At 64.9% G+C, this 19,005-nt stretch carries 25 protein-coding genes and 1 tRNA gene; 20 read left to right on the top strand and 6 right to left on the bottom strand.

The features are described 5' to 3' along the window. Positions 1–5 precede the first annotated feature (5 nt). The 5 genes from BST27_RS08270 to BST27_RS08250 all read left to right on the top strand — a co-directional run bounded on the left by BST27_RS08270 (position 6) and on the right by BST27_RS08250 (position 4,490). Positions 6–215, top strand: coding sequence for a ferredoxin (locus tag BST27_RS08270; protein ID WP_069419743.1), 210 nt, complete (start codon positions 6–8; stop codon positions 213–215). A 2-nt stretch (positions 216–217) separates the two neighbouring features. Continuing rightward, positions 218–763 carry a Cif family virulence factor gene (locus tag BST27_RS08265; protein ID WP_069419744.1) on the top strand — a complete coding sequence of 182 codons (546 nt, stop codon included), beginning with the start codon at positions 218–220 and terminating at the stop codon, positions 761–763. Positions 764–900: 137 nt separating this feature from the next. Beyond that, the gene (locus BST27_RS08260; protein WP_069419745.1) at positions 901–2,028 is read left to right on the top strand and encodes an NDMA-dependent alcohol dehydrogenase; all 1,128 of its coding nucleotides are present in this window, start codon (positions 901–903) and stop codon (positions 2,026–2,028) included. A gap of 15 nt (positions 2,029–2,043) precedes the next feature. Continuing rightward, the gene (locus BST27_RS08255; RefSeq protein ID WP_069419746.1) at positions 2,044–4,053 is read left to right on the top strand and encodes an FAD-dependent oxidoreductase; all 2,010 of its coding nucleotides are present in this window, start codon (positions 2,044–2,046) and stop codon (positions 4,051–4,053) included. 17 nt (positions 4,054–4,070) lie between these two features. Then, positions 4,071–4,490 (top strand): ketosteroid isomerase family protein, encoded by a 420-nt coding sequence (locus BST27_RS08250; RefSeq protein WP_069419747.1) that lies wholly within the window; start codon positions 4,071–4,073, stop codon positions 4,488–4,490. A gap of 77 nt (positions 4,491–4,567) precedes the next feature. On the opposite strand, the gene BST27_RS08245 is transcribed toward BST27_RS08250, so the two are convergent. Both BST27_RS08245 and BST27_RS08240 read right to left on the bottom strand, forming a co-directional pair. Then, complete coding sequence (locus BST27_RS08245; protein WP_069419748.1) at positions 4,568–6,013, bottom strand: hypothetical protein; 1,446 nt, start codon at positions 6,011–6,013, stop codon at positions 4,568–4,570. Between the two features lie 113 nt (positions 6,014–6,126). Further along, positions 6,127–7,050, bottom strand: coding sequence for a C1 family peptidase (locus tag BST27_RS08240; protein ID WP_170062285.1), 924 nt, complete (start codon positions 7,048–7,050; stop codon positions 6,127–6,129). 141 nt (positions 7,051–7,191) lie between these two features. Here BST27_RS08240 and BST27_RS08235 point away from each other — a divergent pair, with 141 nt between their 5' ends. Further along, positions 7,192–7,596, top strand: a complete 405-nt coding sequence (locus BST27_RS08235) for an HIT family protein (protein ID WP_069419750.1) — start codon at positions 7,192–7,194, stop codon at positions 7,594–7,596. On the opposite strand, the gene BST27_RS08230 is transcribed toward BST27_RS08235, so the two are convergent. Together BST27_RS08230 and phoP are read right to left on the bottom strand one after the other, a co-directional pair. After that, the gene (locus BST27_RS08230) at positions 7,589–9,031 is read right to left on the bottom strand and encodes a sensor histidine kinase (protein ID WP_069419751.1); all 1,443 of its coding nucleotides are present in this window, start codon (positions 9,029–9,031) and stop codon (positions 7,589–7,591) included. The genes BST27_RS08235 and BST27_RS08230 overlap by 8 nt on opposite strands. Positions 9,032–9,076: 45 nt before the next feature. Next, a complete protein-coding gene (gene phoP / locus BST27_RS08225) occupies positions 9,077–9,799 on the bottom strand; it encodes a two-component system response regulator PhoP (RefSeq protein ID WP_069419752.1) in 723 nt (240 codons plus the stop codon). A gap of 163 nt (positions 9,800–9,962) precedes the next feature. On the opposite strand from phoP, the gene BST27_RS08220 reads away from it, so the two are divergent. Together BST27_RS08220 and BST27_RS08215 are read left to right on the top strand one after the other, a co-directional pair. Then, the gene (locus tag BST27_RS08220) at positions 9,963–10,910 is read left to right on the top strand and encodes a hypothetical protein (RefSeq protein WP_069419753.1); all 948 of its coding nucleotides are present in this window, start codon (positions 9,963–9,965) and stop codon (positions 10,908–10,910) included. A 20-nt stretch (positions 10,911–10,930) separates the two neighbouring features. After that, positions 10,931–11,002: transfer RNA gene (locus BST27_RS08215), tRNA-Thr, on the top strand. Positions 11,003–11,080: 78 nt separating this feature from the next. Here the strand turns inward: BST27_RS08215 and BST27_RS08210 are convergent. Both BST27_RS08210 and BST27_RS31260 read right to left on the bottom strand, forming a co-directional pair. Further along, positions 11,081–12,250: a tyrosine-type recombinase/integrase gene (locus BST27_RS08210; protein WP_069419788.1), complete on the bottom strand. Its 1,170-nt coding sequence runs from the start codon at positions 12,248–12,250 to the stop codon at positions 11,081–11,083. After that, positions 12,243–12,830, bottom strand: a complete 588-nt coding sequence (locus BST27_RS31260) for a helix-turn-helix domain-containing protein (protein ID WP_139805066.1) — start codon at positions 12,828–12,830, stop codon at positions 12,243–12,245. The genes BST27_RS08210 and BST27_RS31260 overlap by 8 nt, the downstream gene beginning before the upstream one ends. A 109-nt stretch (positions 12,831–12,939) precedes the next feature. Between BST27_RS31260 and BST27_RS08205 the strand changes: the two genes are divergently transcribed. The 12 genes from BST27_RS08205 to BST27_RS08155 form a co-directional block, all read left to right on the top strand. Then, positions 12,940–13,152, top strand: coding sequence for an excisionase family DNA-binding protein (locus tag BST27_RS08205; RefSeq protein ID WP_069419789.1), 213 nt, complete (start codon positions 12,940–12,942; stop codon positions 13,150–13,152). A gap of 98 nt (positions 13,153–13,250) precedes the next feature. Further along, positions 13,251–13,766 (top strand): hypothetical protein, encoded by a 516-nt coding sequence (locus BST27_RS08200; protein ID WP_069419754.1) that lies wholly within the window; start codon positions 13,251–13,253, stop codon positions 13,764–13,766. Continuing rightward, a complete protein-coding gene (locus BST27_RS08195) occupies positions 13,763–14,071 on the top strand; it encodes a hypothetical protein (protein WP_069419755.1) in 309 nt (102 codons plus the stop codon). The genes BST27_RS08200 and BST27_RS08195 overlap by 4 nt, the downstream gene beginning before the upstream one ends. Then, positions 14,068–14,373, top strand: a complete 306-nt coding sequence (locus tag BST27_RS08190; protein ID WP_197518121.1) for a DUF2742 domain-containing protein — start codon at positions 14,068–14,070, stop codon at positions 14,371–14,373. Before BST27_RS08195 ends, BST27_RS08190 begins: the two co-directional genes overlap by 4 nt. 26 nt (positions 14,374–14,399) lie before the next feature. Continuing rightward, on the top strand, positions 14,400–16,148 hold the full coding sequence (locus BST27_RS08185) for an AAA family ATPase (RefSeq protein ID WP_139805064.1): 1,749 nt from the start codon (positions 14,400–14,402) through the stop codon (positions 16,146–16,148). Further along, entirely contained in the window at positions 16,145–16,366 is a 222-nt protein-coding gene (locus BST27_RS34980; RefSeq protein WP_428842030.1) for a zinc finger domain-containing protein, read from the top strand. The genes BST27_RS08185 and BST27_RS34980 overlap by 4 nt, the downstream gene beginning before the upstream one ends. 5 nt (positions 16,367–16,371) lie before the next feature. Then, complete coding sequence (locus BST27_RS08180) at positions 16,372–16,590, top strand: hypothetical protein (RefSeq protein WP_139805063.1); 219 nt, start codon at positions 16,372–16,374, stop codon at positions 16,588–16,590. Further along, the gene (locus BST27_RS08175) at positions 16,587–16,814 is read left to right on the top strand and encodes a hypothetical protein (RefSeq protein ID WP_069419758.1); all 228 of its coding nucleotides are present in this window, start codon (positions 16,587–16,589) and stop codon (positions 16,812–16,814) included. The genes BST27_RS08180 and BST27_RS08175 overlap by 4 nt, the downstream gene beginning before the upstream one ends. Continuing rightward, a complete protein-coding gene (locus BST27_RS08170) occupies positions 16,811–17,110 on the top strand; it encodes a hypothetical protein (RefSeq protein WP_069419759.1) in 300 nt (99 codons plus the stop codon). The genes BST27_RS08175 and BST27_RS08170 overlap by 4 nt, the downstream gene beginning before the upstream one ends. After that, on the top strand, positions 17,107–17,628 hold the full coding sequence (locus tag BST27_RS08165) for a hypothetical protein (RefSeq protein ID WP_069419760.1): 522 nt from the start codon (positions 17,107–17,109) through the stop codon (positions 17,626–17,628). Before BST27_RS08170 ends, BST27_RS08165 begins: the two co-directional genes overlap by 4 nt. A 154-nt stretch (positions 17,629–17,782) precedes the next feature. Then, on the top strand, positions 17,783–18,634 hold the full coding sequence (locus tag BST27_RS08160; RefSeq protein WP_069419761.1) for a phage major capsid protein: 852 nt from the start codon (positions 17,783–17,785) through the stop codon (positions 18,632–18,634). 17 nt (positions 18,635–18,651) lie between these two features. After that, on the top strand, positions 18,652–19,005 hold a 354-nt coding region (locus BST27_RS08155; RefSeq protein WP_139805062.1), incomplete at its 3' end, for a hypothetical protein.

The raw sequence follows: 19,005 nt of genomic DNA, 5'->3' as shown, positions 1-19,005 counted from the left end.
CCGTCATGGGCTCGTTCAGAATCGAAGTTGATCTGGATCTGTGCCAGGGGCATGCCATGTGCGAACTCGAAGCACCCGACTACTTCCGGGTGCCCAAGCGGGGCAAAGTCGAGATCCTCGACGCCGAACCCTCAGACGACGCCCGCGACGAGGTCGAGCGGGCCGTCGAAATGTGCCCTACCCAAGCACTACTCATCAAAGAGAAAGAAGACTGATCATGGCGTCACACCCCCGCGAGGTGTTGGAGGACTGGGTTGAACGGTGGCTGGAGGCCAACCGGGTGGCCGAGCGGGAAGGCAACTGGAAGCCGCTGGCCGACTTCTACGCCGAGGACGCCACCTACGGCTGGAACATCGGCCCCAAAGAAGACGTGATGTGCGTCGGCATCGACGAGATCCGCGACATCGCCCTAGGGCTTGAGATGGAGGGTCTGGAGAACTGGCAGTACCCGTATCAGAAAGTCATCATCGACGACAAGCAGGGCGAGATCGTCGGCTTCTGGAAGCAGGTGGCCACCGACGGTGACGGCACCCAGTCCGAGATCTACGGCATCGGCGGCAGTTGGTTCCGCCTCAACGCCGACGCCAAGATCGAATGGCAACGCGACTTCTTCGACTTCGGCCACGTTCAGTCCCTCTACATGGACCTGATGAAAGCCGGGAGGCTGTCGAAGGGTATGCAGAAGCGGATCGAGCGCAGCCTGGCGGGCGAGAAACTGCCTGGCTATTACCCCTTGGGCAAGGCACCCGTCCCGCTCTGGTGACCCAACCAAGCATTTGTTTGCCTGGCGCGCTATGCTGGCGCCACAAGCAGTGCCCTGTGGCACTCGTCACTACGGCCGCCAGGCATGATGGGGCCAGGTAGTACTGATCAATTCAAAGGCGAAATGGGGTCAGGTTCGTGAAGACAAAGGGCGCTCTCATCTGGGAGTTCAACCAGCCGTGGTCGGTCGAGGAGATCGAGATCGGCGATCCGCAAGCCCACGAGGTCAAGATCCAGATGGAAGCGGCGGGCATGTGCCACTCCGACCACCATCTGGTGACCGGCGGCATCCCGATGGCGGGCTTTCCGGTGCTCGGCGGCCACGAGGGAGCGGGCATCGTCACCGAGGTCGGACCTGGCGTCGAGGACATCGCACCGGGTGACCACGTGGTGTTGTCCTTCATCCCGTCCTGTGGGCAGTGTCCGACCTGTCAAGCCGGCATGCGCAACCTGTGCGACCTGGGCGCCGGCCTGCTCGGCGGCACCGCGGTATCCGACGGCACCTTCCGCATCCAGGCCCGCGGCCAGAACGTCTACCCGATGACCCTGCTCGGCACCTTCTCGCCGTACATGGTCGTGCACCGCAGTTCCGTCGTGAAGATCGACCCGTCGGTTCCGTTCGAGGTCGCCGCGCTCGTCGGCTGCGGCGTCACCACCGGCTACGGCTCGGCGGTCCGCACCGCCGACATCCGGCCCGGACAGGATGTCGCCATCGTCGGCGTCGGCGGTGTCGGCATGGCGGCGCTGCAGGGTGCGGTGAACGCCGGTGCCCGCTACGTCTTCGCGATCGACCCGGTGGAGTGGAAGCGCGACCAGGCGCTCAAGTTCGGCGCCACCCACGTCTACCCGGACATCAATACCGCGCTGATGGGGATCATGGAGGTCACCTACGGCCTGATGGCACACAAGGTGGTCGTCACCGTCGGTGAACTGCAGGGCGCCGACATCGACAACTACCTGAACATCACCGCCAAGGGCGGCACCTGCGTGTTGACCGCAATCGGCAGCATGCTGGACACCAACGTGAACCTGAACCTGGCGATGCTGACCCTGCTGCAGAAGAACCTGCAGGGCACCATCTTCGGCGGCGGTAACCCGCAATACGACATTCCGCAGCTGCTGTCGATGTACAAGGCCGGCAAGCTCAACCTGGACGACATGGTCACCACCCAGTACCGCCTCGAGCAGATCAACGAGGGCTACCAGGACATGCTGGACGGCAAGAACATTCGCGGCGTCATCCGCTACACCGACGCCGATCGGTAACAACCCCGGTCCTAAGTGACCCGTTTTCCGCACCTGTTGGCGCCGGGACGAATCGGCGCCATGACGGTGCGCAACCGGCTGGTCATGTCTCCGATGGAGACGATGTACGGGACGCCGGACGGGCTTCCGTCGACGCGCACCCGGGACTACTTCGCCGCCCGCGCCGCGGGTGGCGTCGGGCTGATCACGCTGGGCGCCACGGGCGTGGACAGCCAACACCCGGAAACTCCCGGCGGGTTGCACCTGGCCACCGATGCCGCCGTGCCGGCGCACCGCGCGCTCGTCGACGTGGTGCACGAACACGGCGCGAAGATCCAGCCGCAGATTGTGCACGCCGGACCCGACGGCTTGGGACCGGAGATGTTCGGCGTGACGTCACTGGGACCGTCGGTGATCCCGTCATACCTGACCGGCCGACCATCGGCCGAGATCACGGCCCAGCAACTGCGCGAGGTCTTGGATCTGTTCAAGGCCGCGGCGCGGCGTGCCGTCGAGGCGGGGTATGACGGGATCGAGTTGCATGCCGCGCACGGCTACATGTTGCTGGGATCTTTCCTTGCTCCCCAACGCAATCGGCGAACCGACGAGTATGGTGGCTCAGTCCGGGGTCGGCTGCGGGTGGTACTGCAGACGCTGGCCGCGATCCGGTCCGAGATCGGCCAGGCACTGCCGATCACGCTGCGTATCTCGGGTTACGAACGCGTGGCCGGTGGTCGGCCGATCTACGAAACCGCCCGCGTGGCACCCGAACTCGTGGCCGCTGGGGTGAACGCGTTCCACGTCAGCGGGGGCGTGATCGACCGCCTGGTGACCGGGATGGTCAATGCTGCCGACGACGGCGACGCGCTCAACGTCGGTGCCGCCGCCGCGGTCAAGCAGGTGGTCGATGTTCCGGTGATCGCCGTCGGGCGAATCCACGACCCCACCACGGCCGAACGGATTCTCGCCGACGGGCGCGCCGATTTCATCGCGATGGGACGGCCGCTGCTGGCCGATCCCGAGTTCGCCCGGAAACTCTGGTGCGGCCAGGAACAGCGAATCCGGCGGTGCATTTCGTGTGAAAACTGCATCGATGCAATGGAACAGCGCTTCTCAGTAGATTGCGCCGTCAACCCGCGCACCGGTAAGGAACGCGAACTGACCGCTTCTCGGGCCAGCGGTCCCAAGGATGTGGTGGTGGTCGGGGGCGGCCCCGCCGGCCTGGAAGCCGCGCGGGTGGCCGCCGAACGCGGACACCGCGTCACCCTGTTCGAGCGAGGCGGGGAACTGGGCGGCGCACTGCGCTGGGCAAGCGTGCTGCACCCGGAAAACGAGCCCTTCCTGCGTTACCTGCGCGACGAGATTCGGCTCAGCTCGGTGAAAGTGGCATTGGGGCAAGCTATTACGCCTGACGATGTGGTGGCGGCCGCGCCGGACGCGGTGGTGGTGGCCACCGGCGGTCGTATCGCTTTGCCCCACATCCCAGGTGCCGGCCTGCCGCACGTCTACACCGGGCCAGGATTGCGAGAGTTGCTCGACCACAAGCTGTTCGGCGGCTGGCGGCAACGACTGGTGCGTCCGGAGGCTTTCCGGTTGGCCACCCGAGCATGGATGCCGCTGGGGCGGCGCGTCGTTATCATTGGGGGCGACCTTGTCGCGCTGGAGCTTGCCGAGTTCCTAGCCACGCGGGGACGACTGGTTTCGGTGCTCGAGGCCGGCCGTGACATCGCCCCAGAAGTGGGTAACAAGCGAAAGACCGAGCACATGGATCGGTTGGATCGACTCGGTGTCACCATCCACGTGCGGGCGGTTGTCGAGCGAATCACCTCTGATGCGGTCGTATTCACCCCTGCCGGAGGGGCTTCGCGCGACCTGGCCGCCGACAGCGTCGTGCTGGCCGGGTCGGTCGAGCCCGACACTAGGTTTTTCGACGAGCTGAAAGCCGCGCTGCCCGATACGCCGTTGCACGCCGCGGGCGACTGCAGCGGTTTGGGCCTGATTCGCAAAGCCACCGAAGACGGCGCCCGCGCCGCGTGTGCCATATGACAAAGGAGATGTAAGCGATGACCCAAACAGTCGACTCCCCGGCACTCACCGCGTCGCAATCGTCGTGGCGCTGTGTCCAGACCCACGATCGCGAGGGCTGGCTGGCGCTGATGGCCGACGATGTCGTCATCGAAGACCCGATCGGCAAGTCGGTGACCAATCCCGAGGGTACGGGCATAAAGGGCAAGGAGAACGTGGCCGCGTTCTACGACACCAACATCGCCGCGAACAACCTTACGATCACGTGCGAGGAGACGTTTCCGTCGAGCTCGCCCAACGAGATCGCTCATATCCTCGTGTTGGACAGCAAGTTCGAGGGCGGCTTCACCAGTTCGGTCCGTGGTGTGTTCACCTATCGGGTAAATGACGAAGGCCTGATCACCAACCTGCGCGGCTACTGGAACCTGGAGACAATGAAATTCGGCAAGGAAGAGTGAGCTAGCTCTTCCGGCGAGCAGACGCAAACTTGTTTAGAATCAGCGGTTTTCGTACAAGTTTGCGTCTGCTCGCGGGGTTAGCCGATCCGGCCGATGCCGGTGATGTTGCCCTGCATGATCTTGTTGCCCATCAGGACCATGGTGGCCGTCTGTATCGGATCGCTCAGTATGGTCAGCGATTTCGGTTGTTGCAGTAGCAATCTGCCGTTGTTCGGGTCGACGACGGCGAAGGCGAAGCCGTCCACGGGCGTGGTGGTGTCCAACCCGAGGCGGGTGATGGTGTAGATCAGACCGTCACCGATGGACAGGTGCGGCAGCGCCGCGCTGCGAACCCGGTTGTCCCACACCGTGTGACAGCCGGGATTGTCGATGTCTAGCCTGGTCATTCCGCCGACGAACGGTGCCGTCGGCGGCACCGCCGGACCAGCATCAGGCGGAACGGCCGGGTATGGATAGCCGTAGGTGCTGGCGATGAACATCGTGCTCCCCACCCCTATCGGGGAATTCTCGCTGCCCGGGCCGCCCTGGGTGAGCACCGGCTGCTCGCAGATGAGGTTGCCGGTCCCGGACTCGCGGACCACCGCATGCACGATGGGTTCGGCGTTGTCGATGATGGTGAGGTAGTCGGCGCCGGTCGGCCCGAAATAGGTTGGTGTTGAACCGGTCCCCCAGCTCAATTGGCCTGGCTTGCGCGCCGGGCCACGGTCGTAGGCCTGACGCCACAGGATCTGCGGGTTGCCCACCCCGTCGAGATTGAGCTCGTACAGCGCGTGGGTGCTGGCGACGGCCACCCGATTGGCGGGTGAGCTCGAGATGCTGTTCGCCACCCGCTCACCGGCGTTCAGGTGCACACTGGCCACCCCGCCGCCACCCACTTTGGCAACTCCGACCACACCGGTGGCGGTGGCGAACCACACGTTGCCCAAATAGTCGGGAACCACTCCCACCGAGCTGTCACCGGCGGGTATCACGCTGGACACGTCGGTGGATTCGGTGATGACTAGCTGCCAGCACCCCTTCGCGTCCTTGATATGCGCGATTCGCAGCAGATGATTGGTCCCGTCGATCATCACCAGCTGGTTGTTGTTGTCCAGATATGCGTAGACGCCGCCGAGCAAACCGCCCTTGGCGATTCCGAGGCTTGCCAGCGGAACAGGTTGCGGCAGAACGGCTCCGGGATCGAGGAGATGCACGATGGGGTTCTGGCCGACAATGGTGGTGCACAGGGCCACCACTAGTCCGTCGGTGCCCTGGGTGATCGTCGGGCAGGCGGCCAACAGCGGGTAGGCAAATATCGGTTGCAGGCTGGCGCCGGGTCCTGGGAGTGGTCCGGCGTCGGCCGAGCCGGCGTCATTATGCATGGACGCCAGACCATTTGGCGCCATGAACGGGTTGGGCGGTGCCAGTGGCCCAAACGAAGAGACCGCCTTGACGGCGGCCGGAAACATCGTGGGGACAAGGCAAGTGGAACACGCCGTCATCACTGCAACGGCGGTCGCCAGCACTGCCGAAGGTAGCCTCACGCTAGACCCCTCCCCGTAAAATGGGTCATGGTGATTGTCGTGACCGCGAGACACGACACGGCCACACTGCGTTAACGTTTCGGCGTCAGCGCGGCGTGTTGTTCAGGCCCGGTTCAGGCATCGTGGGGTATGTAGACCCCAGACCCCTGCGCGATAGCCTCCAGCGTGTCGTAGGCCATCCACACAAACCCCTCATTGCCCCAACGCTTTCCGAAGCTGTTCTGGATCCGCACGGCGCCGGTCTTCGCGGTGAAATCGTCGTCGTAGGCGACGATGAGCATTACATGACCGGCCTTCTTGCCGGCCTTGTTGTGCATGAGCTGCCCGTTGCCGACGTAGGGCTGCTGCGCACCGCGGTAACGGTCAAAGTCGCTGTATAGGTAGGTACCGAAGACGATCGGCATGCCGGACGCGATGACTGTGCGCAGGTTGTCCAAGCCCTGTGGTCCGGTGATTTTCGTGGACTTGTATTCGGGGATAAGGAATTTCGGGTCGGGCGGGATGGTGCGCGAACCATACTCTTCCCAGTTGATCTCACACGAGGACTTGGGACCCTGTCGACGGTGGTTAGGAGCCGCGGCCAGTGACGGGGTGCCACCGTTGTCGCGAAGCCACTTGAGACACTTGCCGATCTGGCCGCCGTGGCAATTGTTTGGCTCGGTCTTGTTCGCGATCTCATACCGGATGAACGCGTAATCTGGCGCGGCTTGGCGGTCCGGCGTCGTGGGCGGCGTCTGGCTCTTGCGCGCCGCATAGAACGTCGCCAGCCCGTATATGGAGCCCCACACGAAGCAGTTCGGCATGGTTTGCCTGCCCACCGGTGGCAACCACTCGGTCCGGACGGACGCCGCCCGCGGTACCGTGCCACGGCCTGCCGGCACCTCGACCGGGACCGGTTCGGCGACGTCGGGGTCGTAGCCATAGCTGTCGAGCTCGTACGGCTCCTCGACTGCGTCGTTGTCGGGGTCCGTGCAGGCAGGCAACGCAGCCGCCAGGACGCCGGCTCCCGCCAGCGCCAACATTGAGCGCCTACTCATCTCCACGCGCATCGCCACGCGCAAAAGCGTGCCCCATCGCGCGCGGGTGCGTCGAGATTGCCGCTGGGGTCGCGATTCGGGCGGCGGCTACAGCCGTGGCGGCAATCTCGGCGAGAAAGGCCGGCCGCATATGCTTGAGCAATGGCGTCGATCTTCACCAAGATCATCAACCGTGAACTCCCTGGCCGCTTCGTCTACGAGGACGACGACGTCGTCGCCTTCTTGACGATCGAGCCGATGACACAGGGCCACACGCTCGTGGTGCCGCGCGCCGAAATCGATCAGTGGCAAAACGTCGACGCGCAGACCTTCGGTCGCGTGATGTCGGTAGCCCAGTTGATCGGCAAGGCCGTCACCAAAGCGTTCCAGGCCGAGCGTGCCGGTCTGATCATCGCCGGTCTGGAAGTGCCCCATCTGCACGTGCACGTGTTCCCCACCCGCAGCCTGAGCGACTTCGGTTTCGCCAACGTCGACCGCAACCCGTCACCGGAGTCGCTGGACGACGCGCAGGCCCGGATCAAGGCGGCGCTGGCGCAGCTCAGCTGACCGTTTCGCTGACCGTCGCCGCCACGTCGCTCACGCGCGGCATCCGGACTTGGAAACAGCAACCCTCGCCGGGTGCGGTTGTCACCGTCACGGAACCGCCGTGGGCGCGTACCAACGAATCGACGATCGACAGTCCCAGTCCGGTCCCGCCGCTGGCGCGTGCCCGCGATGAATCGGTGCGATAGAACCGCTCGAAGATCCGTGCCGCGTCCTCCGGGCTGATGCCCGGTCCCTTGTCGGCGACCTCGAACACTGCGTCGTCGCCTTCGGTGCCGACCCGGAGGGTCACGTCCGCACTTTCTGGCGTGTGCTGCAGCGCGTTGGCAACGAGGTTGCTCAGTACCTGGCGCAGCCGCGCTTCGTCGCCGAGCACCTCCGGCGTGCCGGGGCCGTCGAGGACTTCCAAGGTGATCTTGCGGTTGCGGTCGATGGCGCGGGCGTCGTGCACCGCGTCGCTGGCAAGCGCGAGCAGGTCGACCCGGTGGTTCTCCAGCGGTCGCGGCGTGTCCAGCCGGGCCAACAGCAGCAGATCCTCCACCAACAGGCCCATCCGGCTGGCCTCGCTTTCGATGCGCGACAGCAGCATTGCCACGTCGCGTGCGGCCCCCTGGCGATACAGCTCCGCGAAGCCTCGGATGGTGGTCAACGGGGTGCGCAATTCGTGGCTGGCGTCAGTGATGAAGCGCCGCATGCGCTCTTCGGAGCGACGGGCGGTGTCGGCCGAGGCTTCCGAGGCGGCCACCGCCTGTTGAATTTGGCTCAGCATTCCGTTGAGCGCCAACGAAAGTCGGCCCACCTCGGTGCGGGGATCGCGTTCCGTGACGCGTCGATCCAGTTGACCGGCGGCGATCGCCGCCGCGGTCCCCTCCACTTCGGCCAGTGGCTTCAGGCTGCGGTGCACCACCACGAAACCGGCGATCCCGAGCACAACCAGCACCACCACCCCGATGCCGACCTGCAGCCAGACCAACGACCAGATGGTGTGCTCGACGTCGGTCAGGTCGATGGCGACCGTGGTCAAGCCCCCATGGGATCCGTGCACGGTCACAGCGCGCCATTCGATTTCGGAGCCGCGAACCGAGGGCAACGTGACCGGGTTGGGGCCCACGTCATTGTTGGGCGGCAATGCGGGCTCGGCATTGCGGTCGTTGATCGCTGTCACGGTATGCCCGTCGGGGCTCACGCCCCGCACGTAGTACTTCGAGGGCGGCCGGGCAGGATCGGCGTTGCCGCGGTTCGGGTCGTGCTTCCACGGTGACTGCGCCCAGGTGCGGGACGCTTCCAGCAGCGCCGCATCAATGCGGCTGATCAGGCTGTGCCGCAGGATCGAGGTGACCGCGATGCCCGATGTCAACAATCCCCCCGCCACCAGCACCAGCATGGCGGCCACCAGGCCTACCCGCAGTGGCACTCCGCGTGGACGGCGTGGGGCCATGACCTGCTACCTAGGCCGGTGAGGCCGTGCCGCTCACGGCGGCGATCACCGGGGCTCCCGCAACACGTAGCCCACTCCGCGTAGCGTGTGCAGCAGCCGCTTCTCACCGGTGTCGATCTTGCGACGCAGATATGAGACGTAGGACTCGACGACGTTGACATCGCCGCCGAAGTCGTAGCGCCAAACGTGGTCGAGGATTTTTGGCTTGCTCAGTACGGTGCCCGCGTTGATGACGAAGTAGCGCAGCAACGTAAATTCGGTGGGCGACAAGGAGACTGGCTGGCCGGCCTTCCACACCTCGTGCGTCTCTTCGTCGAGTTCAATATCGGCGAACGTGAGGCGGGAGTTGCGAGGTTCGGCCCTGCCCTTTCCGGCGCGCCGCAGGATGACACGCAGCCGGGCAACGACCTCCTCCAGGCTGAAAGGCTTTGTGACGTAATCATCGCCACCCAACGTGAGGCCGGCGATCTTGTCCTGCAATGAGTCTCGCGCCGTCAAGAACAACGCGGGCGCATCGATGCCGTCTGCTCGCAAACGGCGCAGTACTCCGAAACCGTCCATCCCCGGCATCATGACGTCGAGAATCACTGCGTCGGGGCGGGCTTCCCGGGCCTTGTCCAGCGCCTGCGCGCCGTTGGTGGCCGTATGAACTTCGAATCCCTGGAACTTCAAGCTCACGGAAAGTAGCTCAACGATGTTGGCTTCGTCGTCGACAACGAGGATGCGGGCCTCGGGCGTGGCGGCTGCGCCTGGATTTGGCGCAGTCATGACGCCAGACCCCCGAGAGACTTCTTGTACATTTGCTTAATAGTCATTGAGTATTTCCTGGGAGCTCGGTGCTAGCAATCTGCTAATAGTCTGCCAGGAAACCGGGCAATTGCTTAGTAACCCGCGCCACATTCGGATCGGTACCCGCGAATACACTGGCGAGATGGCTCTCGGCAAATCGTTGGTGGATTTAGCAACCGCGCCCGCGCGCATCTGGCTCGCCGGTGTCGGGGCGGGCTTGAATCTGGCGAACGCTGCAGTTGGCGTGGCCAAGCAAGCGGTGGGTGATCCCCGCGGCACCAGCGGTTCGCGGGCCATGGCGAGCATGCTGGGGATCGACGAAGTCGCGCTGGCGCGCGCCAACCGGTTGGCCCGGCTGCTGGACGACGACATGCCGTTGGGGCGGGCCATCGCGCAGGACGGCGTCTTGGACCGTTTTCTGCGTCCCGGCGGGTTGGTCGACCTTCTGACCACCGAAGGTGGATTGCTCGACCGGCTTACAGCAGAGGGCGGCGTTGTGCAGCGCGCACTGCAGCCTGGCGGACTGGCCGACAAGATCATCGCCGAGGACGGACCGGTGTCTCGCGTGCTGGCCGAGGGCGGACTGGCCGACAAGATCATCGCCGAAAACGGACCGGTGTCTCGCGTGCTGGCCGAGGGCGGACTAGCCGACCGGATACTCGCGGATGACGGACCGGTGGCCCGGGTGCTGGCCGAGGGCGGGCTGGCCGACCGGCTGCTCGCCGAAGGTGGGGTGGTCGATTCGCTGACTTCCGAGGATGGGCTGATCGACCGACTGCTGGGCGAAGATGGCGTGGCCCAACGGCTGCTTGCCGAGGGCGGCGTGATCGACCTGCTGACCGCGCAGAACGGGCCGATCGAGCAGCTCACCGACCTCGCCGACACGCTGGGCCGACTGGCGCCCGGGATGGAGGCTCTCGAGCCGGCCATTCAAACCCTGCAGGATGCCGTCACCGCGCTGACCCTGGTCGTCAATCCGCTCAGCAACATCGCCGAACGCATCCCACTGCCGCGGCGCACACCCCGACGTTCCTCGTCATCTCGGACGGTTCGGTCCCAGCGTGTGATCGACGCGGACGACTCCGGTTAGGCTTGCACCGGTTTTAACCGGCCTCCTTAGCTCAGTGGTAGAGCACTCGCCTTGTAAGCGAGCGGTCGTCAGTTCAATCCTGACAGGGGGCTCAACTACCAGCGGAAACGCTGATTACAGGCCGCGCTCACTCCGGAGCTTGGCCAGAATCGACTACTTTCCGACTACATTCACCGGCCACTTTCCCCGTCCATGAACGCATCAAGCGCCTTCCGGGCGTCGGGGCCGATGGCTTTCTTCTCGACGTAGTGACCTTCAGTCGTGGCTAGGTGCGCGTGACCGAGCTGCTGTTGCGCCGCTTCGACACCGTGCGCGTCCCGGACGACCGTGCCCGCGGTGCGACGGAACGAATGCGGTGTACACCAACGCAAATCCTCGGGCAGCGCGGCGCGCATCGACCGACGCAGGTTGCATGCGGACATCGGACCTCCGTCGCGATTCTTGAAGACCAGACCCGCCGGCCCGGTCGCGCCGAACAGCTCCGTCAACGCCTCCACCCCATGCGCCGGCAGGATCGTTGTCAGCGGCGGAGCCCCGTGCTTGCGGACGTCCTGGCGGTGCGCTGGCATTCCCGGAATGGTCTGGTGATCGATGATCGTGCCGTTGATCGTCACCGTGGGCGGATCGGCCAGCAAGTCGACGTCTTCCCAGCGGATCGCCAGGACCTCCCCCGGCCGCGCCCCCGTGGCCATTGCGACCTCGACGAAAGCCGGCAAGTACCGGCCGCGCTGCGGCCCCCGTACCGCCGCGCCTGCATACTCGGCGACGGCCTGCCTGATCCTGCGGAACTCCTCGGGAGTAGCCGCCCGCACAACCCGCTTCGATGCCCTATTTGGCCGCGCTTCCACGATCGGATTCACAGCAACCACGTCGAACCGCACGGCAAGCGTGAACATGCCTTTGAGCACGATCCGCAACAGCTGCGCCTGCCGCACCGACTGCACGCTCTTCAAGTGGGCATCGGCGCGACTCGTCGACAGCTCCCGAATCCGCAACGCCCCGAGCTTGCCCGCACCGTGGACACGCCACACCTTCCGGTACTGCGCCTCAGACTGCGGCATCAGGCGATCCTCACTGACCTTGCGCGTGATCCAAACGTCAAACAGCTCAGTGAGAGTCGTTGTGTCGCTGATGACTTGGCCTGTGAGCGGTGCCGTCCGCTGCCTCAGATGACGCTGCAAGGCGCGGCGAGCATCCTCATCCGACCGGCCAGTACGACGCACCTTCCGCCGCGCCCCGTCACTATCGCGAACATAGGTGCGCGCCTCGAAAATCCCCTTGCCGCACTGCGTTACGGAAATGCGCCCATGTTCCCCAGGCGCCATCCGCTGCCTAGGCATTGCGGCCTCCGGCAGGATCACGGGCGTCGTCATCAGCGACATAGCCGCCGGCAGCACGGATCTCAGCATTCATCTGTCGAATCTCGTCAAGGTACTGACGTTCCCACTCAGCACGCCGTTCAGGGACGTTGTGCGAGTCGCCGTTGAGTTTTAATCGCAGTGAAATTCGGCTCGTCAAATAGCGGGACCACTCATACCTGCGGTGAGCGAGCCTCATCAGATTGGCGCTTTTCGACACAGGCCTATCCCGCATGGACGGCAGGTCATCGGAACCCGAAAACCATTCCGCAGCAACGATACTGGTCACGCTCTCACCGGGGAGTACTTCAACAACTCCGTCAGGCTGCTCCGGAAAAAGAAGCATTACAGGAGGTACATCCAGAGCTGCCGCGAGGACCAGCAATTCAGCAATGTCCAGGGTCTTCTTGCGTCCATTTTCGTAGTTCGCGATAGCTGATCGACTGATCGGGTAGCCAAGGCGAGCCGTCTCGTCGGCCAGCCACTGGGCCGAGTGCCCCCTACGGGCATCCCGTACTGCTGCGGCCACTCGCTCATGGAGATCTTCTACCCATTGCGCCATATCAACACAGACTAGCTGGTACTTGTGCGGATCCAACACTGTGTGTCAACATGTCATCAATCGACACATATCCGGTCGGTTTTGGGCTGAAATGACACAGGAGGATCCAATGGACGCCGCGGTTGACAAGATCAACGCGCAGCTACACCCCGTAGAAACGGTGATGCAGAGACTCAGCATCGGCAGATCTGCCGTGTTCGAACTGATCGCAAGTGGGGCACTGCGGTCCGTCAAGATCGGTCGCAGGCGACTGGTCTCAGAGGCCGCACTCTGCGAATACATCCAGCAGATTGACGCCAGCTCGCCGAAAGGCGCGGCCTAATGCTGCTCCCCCAAATGACAACAACGACCCCCGGTGTTGCAGCACCTAGTGGGGGTCGTCGCTACCCATCCATCACAGAACAGAAAGGTTCCACCATCATGGCACAACCACGCCTCGACGACGACCGGGCCGCGGAAGGCGGGAATCCGTTCCCGGTCGATTCGACGACCCGGCCGTGCTGCTCCGGTATCGGCAACCACACTCGGGACTGTCGAGGCGACCTTCTCGAGGAGAGCCACCCCAGTGGCCCGTTCCCGGCACTCCGTCCGATTACCTGCACCGTTTGGTGTGAGGACAACGACGGGCACACCACTGCTACCGGCCGCTCCGAGCAGATTTGTTGGGGCAAGAGCTATTACGTGGAGTTGTCCTGCGAAGAGGCCGAGGTCAACTTCAAAGGCGAAGGCCAGAGCCGTAACGTCTGGCCGTCATTCGTCGCCGTAGCCGCCTACCGCGGCTACAACCAGCTGCCCTGCATAAACATGAATTTCATACTCGTCGGCCACGGAGACGGACAGGTCGATGACTCGTTCAAGATGACCCCCCTCGAGGCCCGCCAGCTCGCCGCGCACCTGGTCGCCGTCGCCGACGAGATCGAAGACGGTGCACGATGAACGAACTCACGGTCCAACGGTTTGAGTTGCCGCCGCTCCCAACGCCGCAGCCAGGGGATGATCCGATCTTCGTCCTGGACACCTGCGCGGAGGTGCGCGCCGGCGAAATCGTCTCACTAGTCCGGCGTTTCGCGTATTGGGATGAGCGCGACCGCCGCCCGCTCGAAGTCGGATTCGAGGCCTACATCGACGGCCTGCCAGACACCGCCGGCGTCGCCGACGTGCTGGCCACACATCCGGGCATCTTCGACGACCTCGCCGCGGTCTCGGCGAAGACCGCCGAGTTGCTGCGGGAGTGCCGATGAGCCACGGACTCGGATCACGGGCAGTGGACTTCTACGCGGTCCACTTGTTCGTCGTTCCGGTGCTTGACCGGGCGGGGAGCTGGCCGCTGGCCGGCTCCCTTGCCTGGCAAGCCCTCGACGACACCGACCCCAAGAAACTCGCATCAGTCTTGGACGGCGGCCGCCGCGACACACTCCGAAACGACATGATCGGCGCTGCTCTCGCCGAGGCGTCCCAAGCGATCTCGGCCTCCGCCGACTGGACAGCCATCGCTCGCAGCATCGGCCGCCACCGCGAGGTCTACATACGGAGGGCAGTTTGAACGGCGATGGCCTCAAGCTCACGCGCATGTCCGACGTCAAGGCTGAGCGAGTGGAATGGCTCTGGCAAAGCCGATTACCGCTGGGCAAGATCGTCACCGCCGACGGAGACCCAGGCCTAGGCAAAAGCACCCTTGCGCTCAGCTTCGCGGCCACAGTCACAACCGGCGGACAGTGGCCCACTGGCGAGCGCTGCCAGCACCCGGGTGATGTACTGCTGCTCTCAGCCGAAGACGGCCTGGCCGACACAGTGCGTCCACGACTGGATGCCGCCGGCGCCGACGTCAACCGCGTTCACGCCATTGAGGGCAAGACGCTGATCGACCCCAACAGCGGAGAACGCTACCTACGCCCGCTCAATCTGGCCGACGTTCTGGACCTCGACGCCGCCATGGCTACGACCGATGCGCGCCTGCTGGTCGTCGACGTCCTCATGGCGTTCCTACCCGCCGGAACCGATGCTCATAAGGACCAGGACGTCCGCAGGGTTCTGTCGGCGCTGGGCGCGGCCGCCGACCGCAACCGCTGCACCGTGCTTCTGCTGCGGCACCTGAACAAGGGCGCGTCCCGAGACCCGATGTATCGCGGTGGTGGGTCGATCGGAATCGTCGGTGCCGCCCGGGCTGGCCTGCTGGTGGCCGCGGACCCCAACGACCCAACCCAGCGGGTGCTTGCCTGCGTGAAGTCCAACCTCGGCGTCATGCCGCAATCCCTGGCGTACCGCTTAGTCGACAGCCCGGACCATGGTGTCGCCCGCGTTGAGTGGCTCGGCACCACCCACCACGACGCACGAGGGTTGCTCGCCGCACCCGAATCCGAAGAGGACAGCGACGAACGGACCGCCGCCGAGCACTGGCTGCAGGACTACCTGAACGTCAACGGCCCCACCGCGTCCAAGGTCGTCAAGAACGACGCCGCCAAGGAACGCTTCAGCGAGGCCACCCTGAAGCGAGCAAAGAAAAAGCTCGGCGTCGAAGACCGCTCCTCAGGCTTCCCCCGCACCTCGACGTGGTACCTACCCAGTCAGCTCAGCACACCCCCCGTCTCTGAAAACCGTGAGCCAACTGAGCCAACTGGACCTGACCAGCACAAACAAGATGAGCCGACTGAGCGTATTTTCCAGTCAGCTCACAGTCCGGAGAGTGAGCCGACTGACGATCAGGCAGCCAAATGCGCGGAGTGTGGGCAACGCCTACTCGCCCCCGAGTCCCTCGAACACGGCTACTGCGAACGCTGCCGACGACAGCACCAGCAAACAGAACGACAGAGCGCCGGTGCGACCGTCACAGATCTAGATTCCCGTCGATCACCGGAAAACGGGCACCCGACGTTGTCAGCGGTGAAGTGGTTCGCGCAACGCATCGCAGAGCTGCAGCGCGCCGGTCAGAAGACCGTGGAGTCGTTTGCTGTCTACGCCGAAGGGGAAGCGCTCGGTTACGGTCGTCAGAGCCTGATCGCAGCGGCCAACCGCCACCCCGATGTTCGTGTCATCAGCCGCACGATGGGCAACACCACCTGGTGCATAGACCCCTCAGAGCAAACCGAATACAAGCCGGCCGCCGAATGGGTCGATCAGTACCTTGCCGCGCTGCCCCCTGACGTCAGGGAGGTTGATCGGGCCGATCTGCGCGCAGCTGGCGAGGCGGCCGGCTACAGCTGGTCCAACGTGCGCAAGTCGGCATACGAGCATCCGCGCATCGAGTCGCGACCAGCTCCCGGTGACAACCCCAGACAGGCCCACATCTGGCACCTCAAACCCGCCGAGGAGGCATCGTGAAGGCCGGGAAAGCCATTTGGGCTGCCTACAACGACTGCAACGCCTTGGCGATTGAGTGCCCACATTGCGGAGCCCAGCAAGGCAATTGGTGTACCAGACCGGACGGCAGAGTCCGCCGAGTGCCGTGTGTTGTGCGCGCGTCCGAAGCCAGCCTCGTTGTGGCACAAGCCGACAAGTACCGCGATTTCAGCGAGCCGAGACACCCAGCGAAAGGATGACCCAGATGACCGACGACGACGAAAGCGCCTACGCCGGGCGGATGCGGCTGCGCCGCCGCATCATCCGCCCCCGCGTGTACACGACGGAGGAACGGGGCCGGCCCGTGACGATCGCGTTCGACGGAGCATTTGAATTCGACCTCGGCATCGACGACGCGGAAGAGTTGGCAGCCGCTTTGGTTGAGGTAGCGAGCGAAGCCCGCCGTAGCAAGGGGCGGCAGTGAGTCGCCGCGCAGCCGCCGACGCGGTCTTGTTGGTCCGCGCGCTGCACCAGGGCGACGTGCCCGGCGCGTACGCTGTCGCCGCCCACGCGGACCTGGTGCACGTCAGTGTCCAACTGGCCGGCTACGTGCTCGCCGTGTTACGCCACTTCGACACCGACATCGACGAGCGGCTCCAAATCTGGCTTCGCGAAGCGCTGCTTGAGGCAGGAGAGGAAACTCCATGACCGTCATCGGCCCCCAGGTGCCCAACGACCCGCGCGGCTGGCTCGTCTTCGAGTCCCTGCCGCCCGAGCTGCAACGCGCCGAGGACGCGACTCAGTACCACGACTTTCAGCGACACGGCCGCCCGCAGCGCATCGACGGCAAATGGGTGTGGGTGCGGCCCGCGACCGCCACCGAACGAGAACTGCTGGAACACTTGGGATTCGAGCTGCCCGACGAGCTCGAAACGCACGTGGAATGGAAGACCGAGACACTGCGCCGCCGCACCTGGCCCGCACTGGAAAGCGAGGAACAATGACTGAGACAGCCACCGCAGCAACGGAAGCCGCGACGCCGGCCGATACACCGGCCGCGCCGACACCGACCCTGCCGGCAGAACCTCTATCGCAGCCGGCGCCGCGGGAACCGGCCGCCCCCACGCAGCCGGCCGCCGAGGCACCCGACGACACCACCGAGTCACACAACGCTGAGGCCGCCCGCTGGCGCACCAAACTCCGCGCCGCCGAAGCCGAACGCGACGCCCTGGCCGAGCGGCTAGCCGGCTACCAGCGCCGCGAATGCGAAGCCGCCATAGCCAACCTGCTCGAAGTGCCGGCGGACCTGTGGGACCTCGGCGGAGCCGACCACGCCGCGTTCTACGGCGAAGACGGTAGCCTCGACGCCGGCGCGGTCCGCGCGGCCGCCGAAGCGCTCATAGCTCAGCGGCCCCGGTTGGCCCGACCCGAAGTGCACACGCCGAACCTGTGGGGTCAAAACGGGGCGACACCACCCGGCCCCTCGGCCGCAGGATGGGACACTGTCATCAAGGGCCGGTAGAATCTGCGTCTGAGTCAGGACAGACGGCAGGCACCGGGCCAGACTCAACCGATGGGCTAGACCGCCCACCACGTCGCTCCGGGTGAGCACGCGGAAAACCAATCCGTAATCCCGCTGCGCCACAAGCGCACTCACCCCCATTTGGAGCAACACCATGGCATCCAACACCAGCACCTTCGCGTCCATCCTGACCCCAGAACAGGTCGGCGAACTCGTCATCCAACCGCTGATCGTCAACAGCGTCGCCGGCCAAGTCCTGACCCCCGTGACCACCAGCAGCCACGAATACCGCATCCCCGTAGTCACCGACGACCCCTCCGCCAGCTGGACTGCCGAAGGCGAAGAAATCGACGTCAGCGACGCAGGAATAGACGAAGAGCTAGTCACCCCAAAGAAGCTGGCCGCCCTGACCGTCATCACCCGCGAGCTGGCCAACGACTCAAGCCCAGCCGCCGTCGACGTCGTCGGCCAAGGCATCGTCCGCGACCTCATCCGCAAGACCGACCAAGCCCTGTTCACCGCCACCACCCCCGACGGCCCCGGCGGCATCCCCGGCATCAGCGGCGTCTCCACCGTCGACGCCGAAGGCGACTACGCAAACATCGACCCCTTCAGCGATGCCGTCTACACCGCCGAGCAGCACAACGGAGTCATCACCGCGTTCGTCACCAACCCGGCCACCGCGATGAAGCTGGCACGCCTCAAAAGCGGAACCGACCTGAACACCCCGCTGTTACAGGCAGACCCAACGATGCCGGGCAAACGCCAGATCCTCGGCATCCCGCTGCTCACGTCGCCGTACGTCACCACCGTCGACGACACCGTCTGGGCAGTCCCGAAAGCAATGGCCTACATGGTCATCCGAGAAGCCGCCGAAGTCGAAGCCGACCGGTCAGTGTTCTTCACCAGCGACCGCGTAGCCGTACGCGCCATCTTGCGCATCGGCTTCGGGTTCCCCAACCCGGCGGCCATCGTGCGCATCACCACCGACACCGGCGGCAGCTAACTAACCCAGCCCAAACCATGACCACGCCAGCCAAGGTGTACACCGTCGAAGTCCGCGCCGGCACACTCGTCTACTTCAACGGACACCACCGCAGCGGAATCATCCACGACGTCCCCGAACACCTCGCCACCCGCTGGCTCAGACAACGGTTCGCCGACAGCATCCAACCCCAGACCGGCCGCGCTGGTGCCGCGTCAAACACTTCGACCGTGCAAGCCGCCGCCACGACCGCCCTGTCCTTGGGCGCGAGCGACGAGCTGCGCGACACCAGCCCGACCACCAACGACCCAGCACGACAACGCCGCACCGACGCGCACAGCGCCGCGCAACCAGCCGCTCAGCAGCCACCCCGCCCCCCATGGGGGCCACCC

It is taken from the genome of Mycobacterium intermedium (genome assembly GCF_002086275.1).
GTDB classification, from domain to species: Bacteria; Actinomycetota; Actinomycetes; order Mycobacteriales; family Mycobacteriaceae; genus Mycobacterium; species Mycobacterium intermedium.
This window is presented reverse-complemented; position numbering and strand designations above follow the sequence as displayed.

Bases quoted from the DNA above. Each gene is read 5' to 3' on its own strand.
- BST27_RS08240 (WP_170062285.1), bottom strand. From the start codon at position 7,050: ATGAGTAGGCGCTCAATGTTGGCGCTGGCGGGAGCCGGCGTCCTGGCG.
- BST27_RS08185 (WP_139805064.1), top strand. From the start codon at position 14,400: ATGTCCGACGTCAAGGCTGAGCGAGTGGAATGGCTCTGGCAAAGCCGA.
- BST27_RS31260 (WP_139805066.1), bottom strand. From the start codon at position 12,830: ATGGCGCAATGGGTAGAAGATCTCCATGAGCGAGTGGCCGCAGCAGTA.
- BST27_RS08195 (WP_069419755.1), top strand. From the start codon at position 13,763: ATGAACGAACTCACGGTCCAACGGTTTGAGTTGCCGCCGCTCCCAACG.
- BST27_RS08190 (WP_197518121.1), top strand. From the start codon at position 14,068: ATGAGCCACGGACTCGGATCACGGGCAGTGGACTTCTACGCGGTCCAC.
- BST27_RS08180 (WP_139805063.1), top strand. From the start codon at position 16,372: ATGACCGACGACGACGAAAGCGCCTACGCCGGGCGGATGCGGCTGCGC.
- BST27_RS08235 (WP_069419750.1), top strand. From the start codon at position 7,192: ATGGCGTCGATCTTCACCAAGATCATCAACCGTGAACTCCCTGGCCGC.
- BST27_RS08200 (WP_069419754.1), top strand. From the start codon at position 13,251: ATGGCACAACCACGCCTCGACGACGACCGGGCCGCGGAAGGCGGGAAT.
- BST27_RS08230 (WP_069419751.1), bottom strand. From the start codon at position 9,031: ATGGCCCCACGCCGTCCACGCGGAGTGCCACTGCGGGTAGGCCTGGTG.
- BST27_RS08250 (WP_069419747.1), top strand. From the start codon at position 4,071: ATGACCCAAACAGTCGACTCCCCGGCACTCACCGCGTCGCAATCGTCG.
- BST27_RS08170 (WP_069419759.1), top strand. From the start codon at position 16,811: ATGACCGTCATCGGCCCCCAGGTGCCCAACGACCCGCGCGGCTGGCTC.
- BST27_RS08160 (WP_069419761.1), top strand. From the start codon at position 17,783: ATGGCATCCAACACCAGCACCTTCGCGTCCATCCTGACCCCAGAACAG.
- BST27_RS08270 (WP_069419743.1), top strand. From the start codon at position 6: ATGGGCTCGTTCAGAATCGAAGTTGATCTGGATCTGTGCCAGGGGCAT.
- BST27_RS08265 (WP_069419744.1), top strand. From the start codon at position 218: ATGGCGTCACACCCCCGCGAGGTGTTGGAGGACTGGGTTGAACGGTGG.
- BST27_RS08210 (WP_069419788.1), bottom strand. From the start codon at position 12,250: ATGCCTAGGCAGCGGATGGCGCCTGGGGAACATGGGCGCATTTCCGTA.
- BST27_RS08165 (WP_069419760.1), top strand. From the start codon at position 17,107: ATGACTGAGACAGCCACCGCAGCAACGGAAGCCGCGACGCCGGCCGAT.
- phoP (WP_069419752.1), bottom strand. From the start codon at position 9,799: ATGACTGCGCCAAATCCAGGCGCAGCCGCCACGCCCGAGGCCCGCATC.
- BST27_RS08205 (WP_069419789.1), top strand. From the start codon at position 12,940: ATGGACGCCGCGGTTGACAAGATCAACGCGCAGCTACACCCCGTAGAA.
- BST27_RS08220 (WP_069419753.1), top strand. From the start codon at position 9,963: ATGGCTCTCGGCAAATCGTTGGTGGATTTAGCAACCGCGCCCGCGCGC.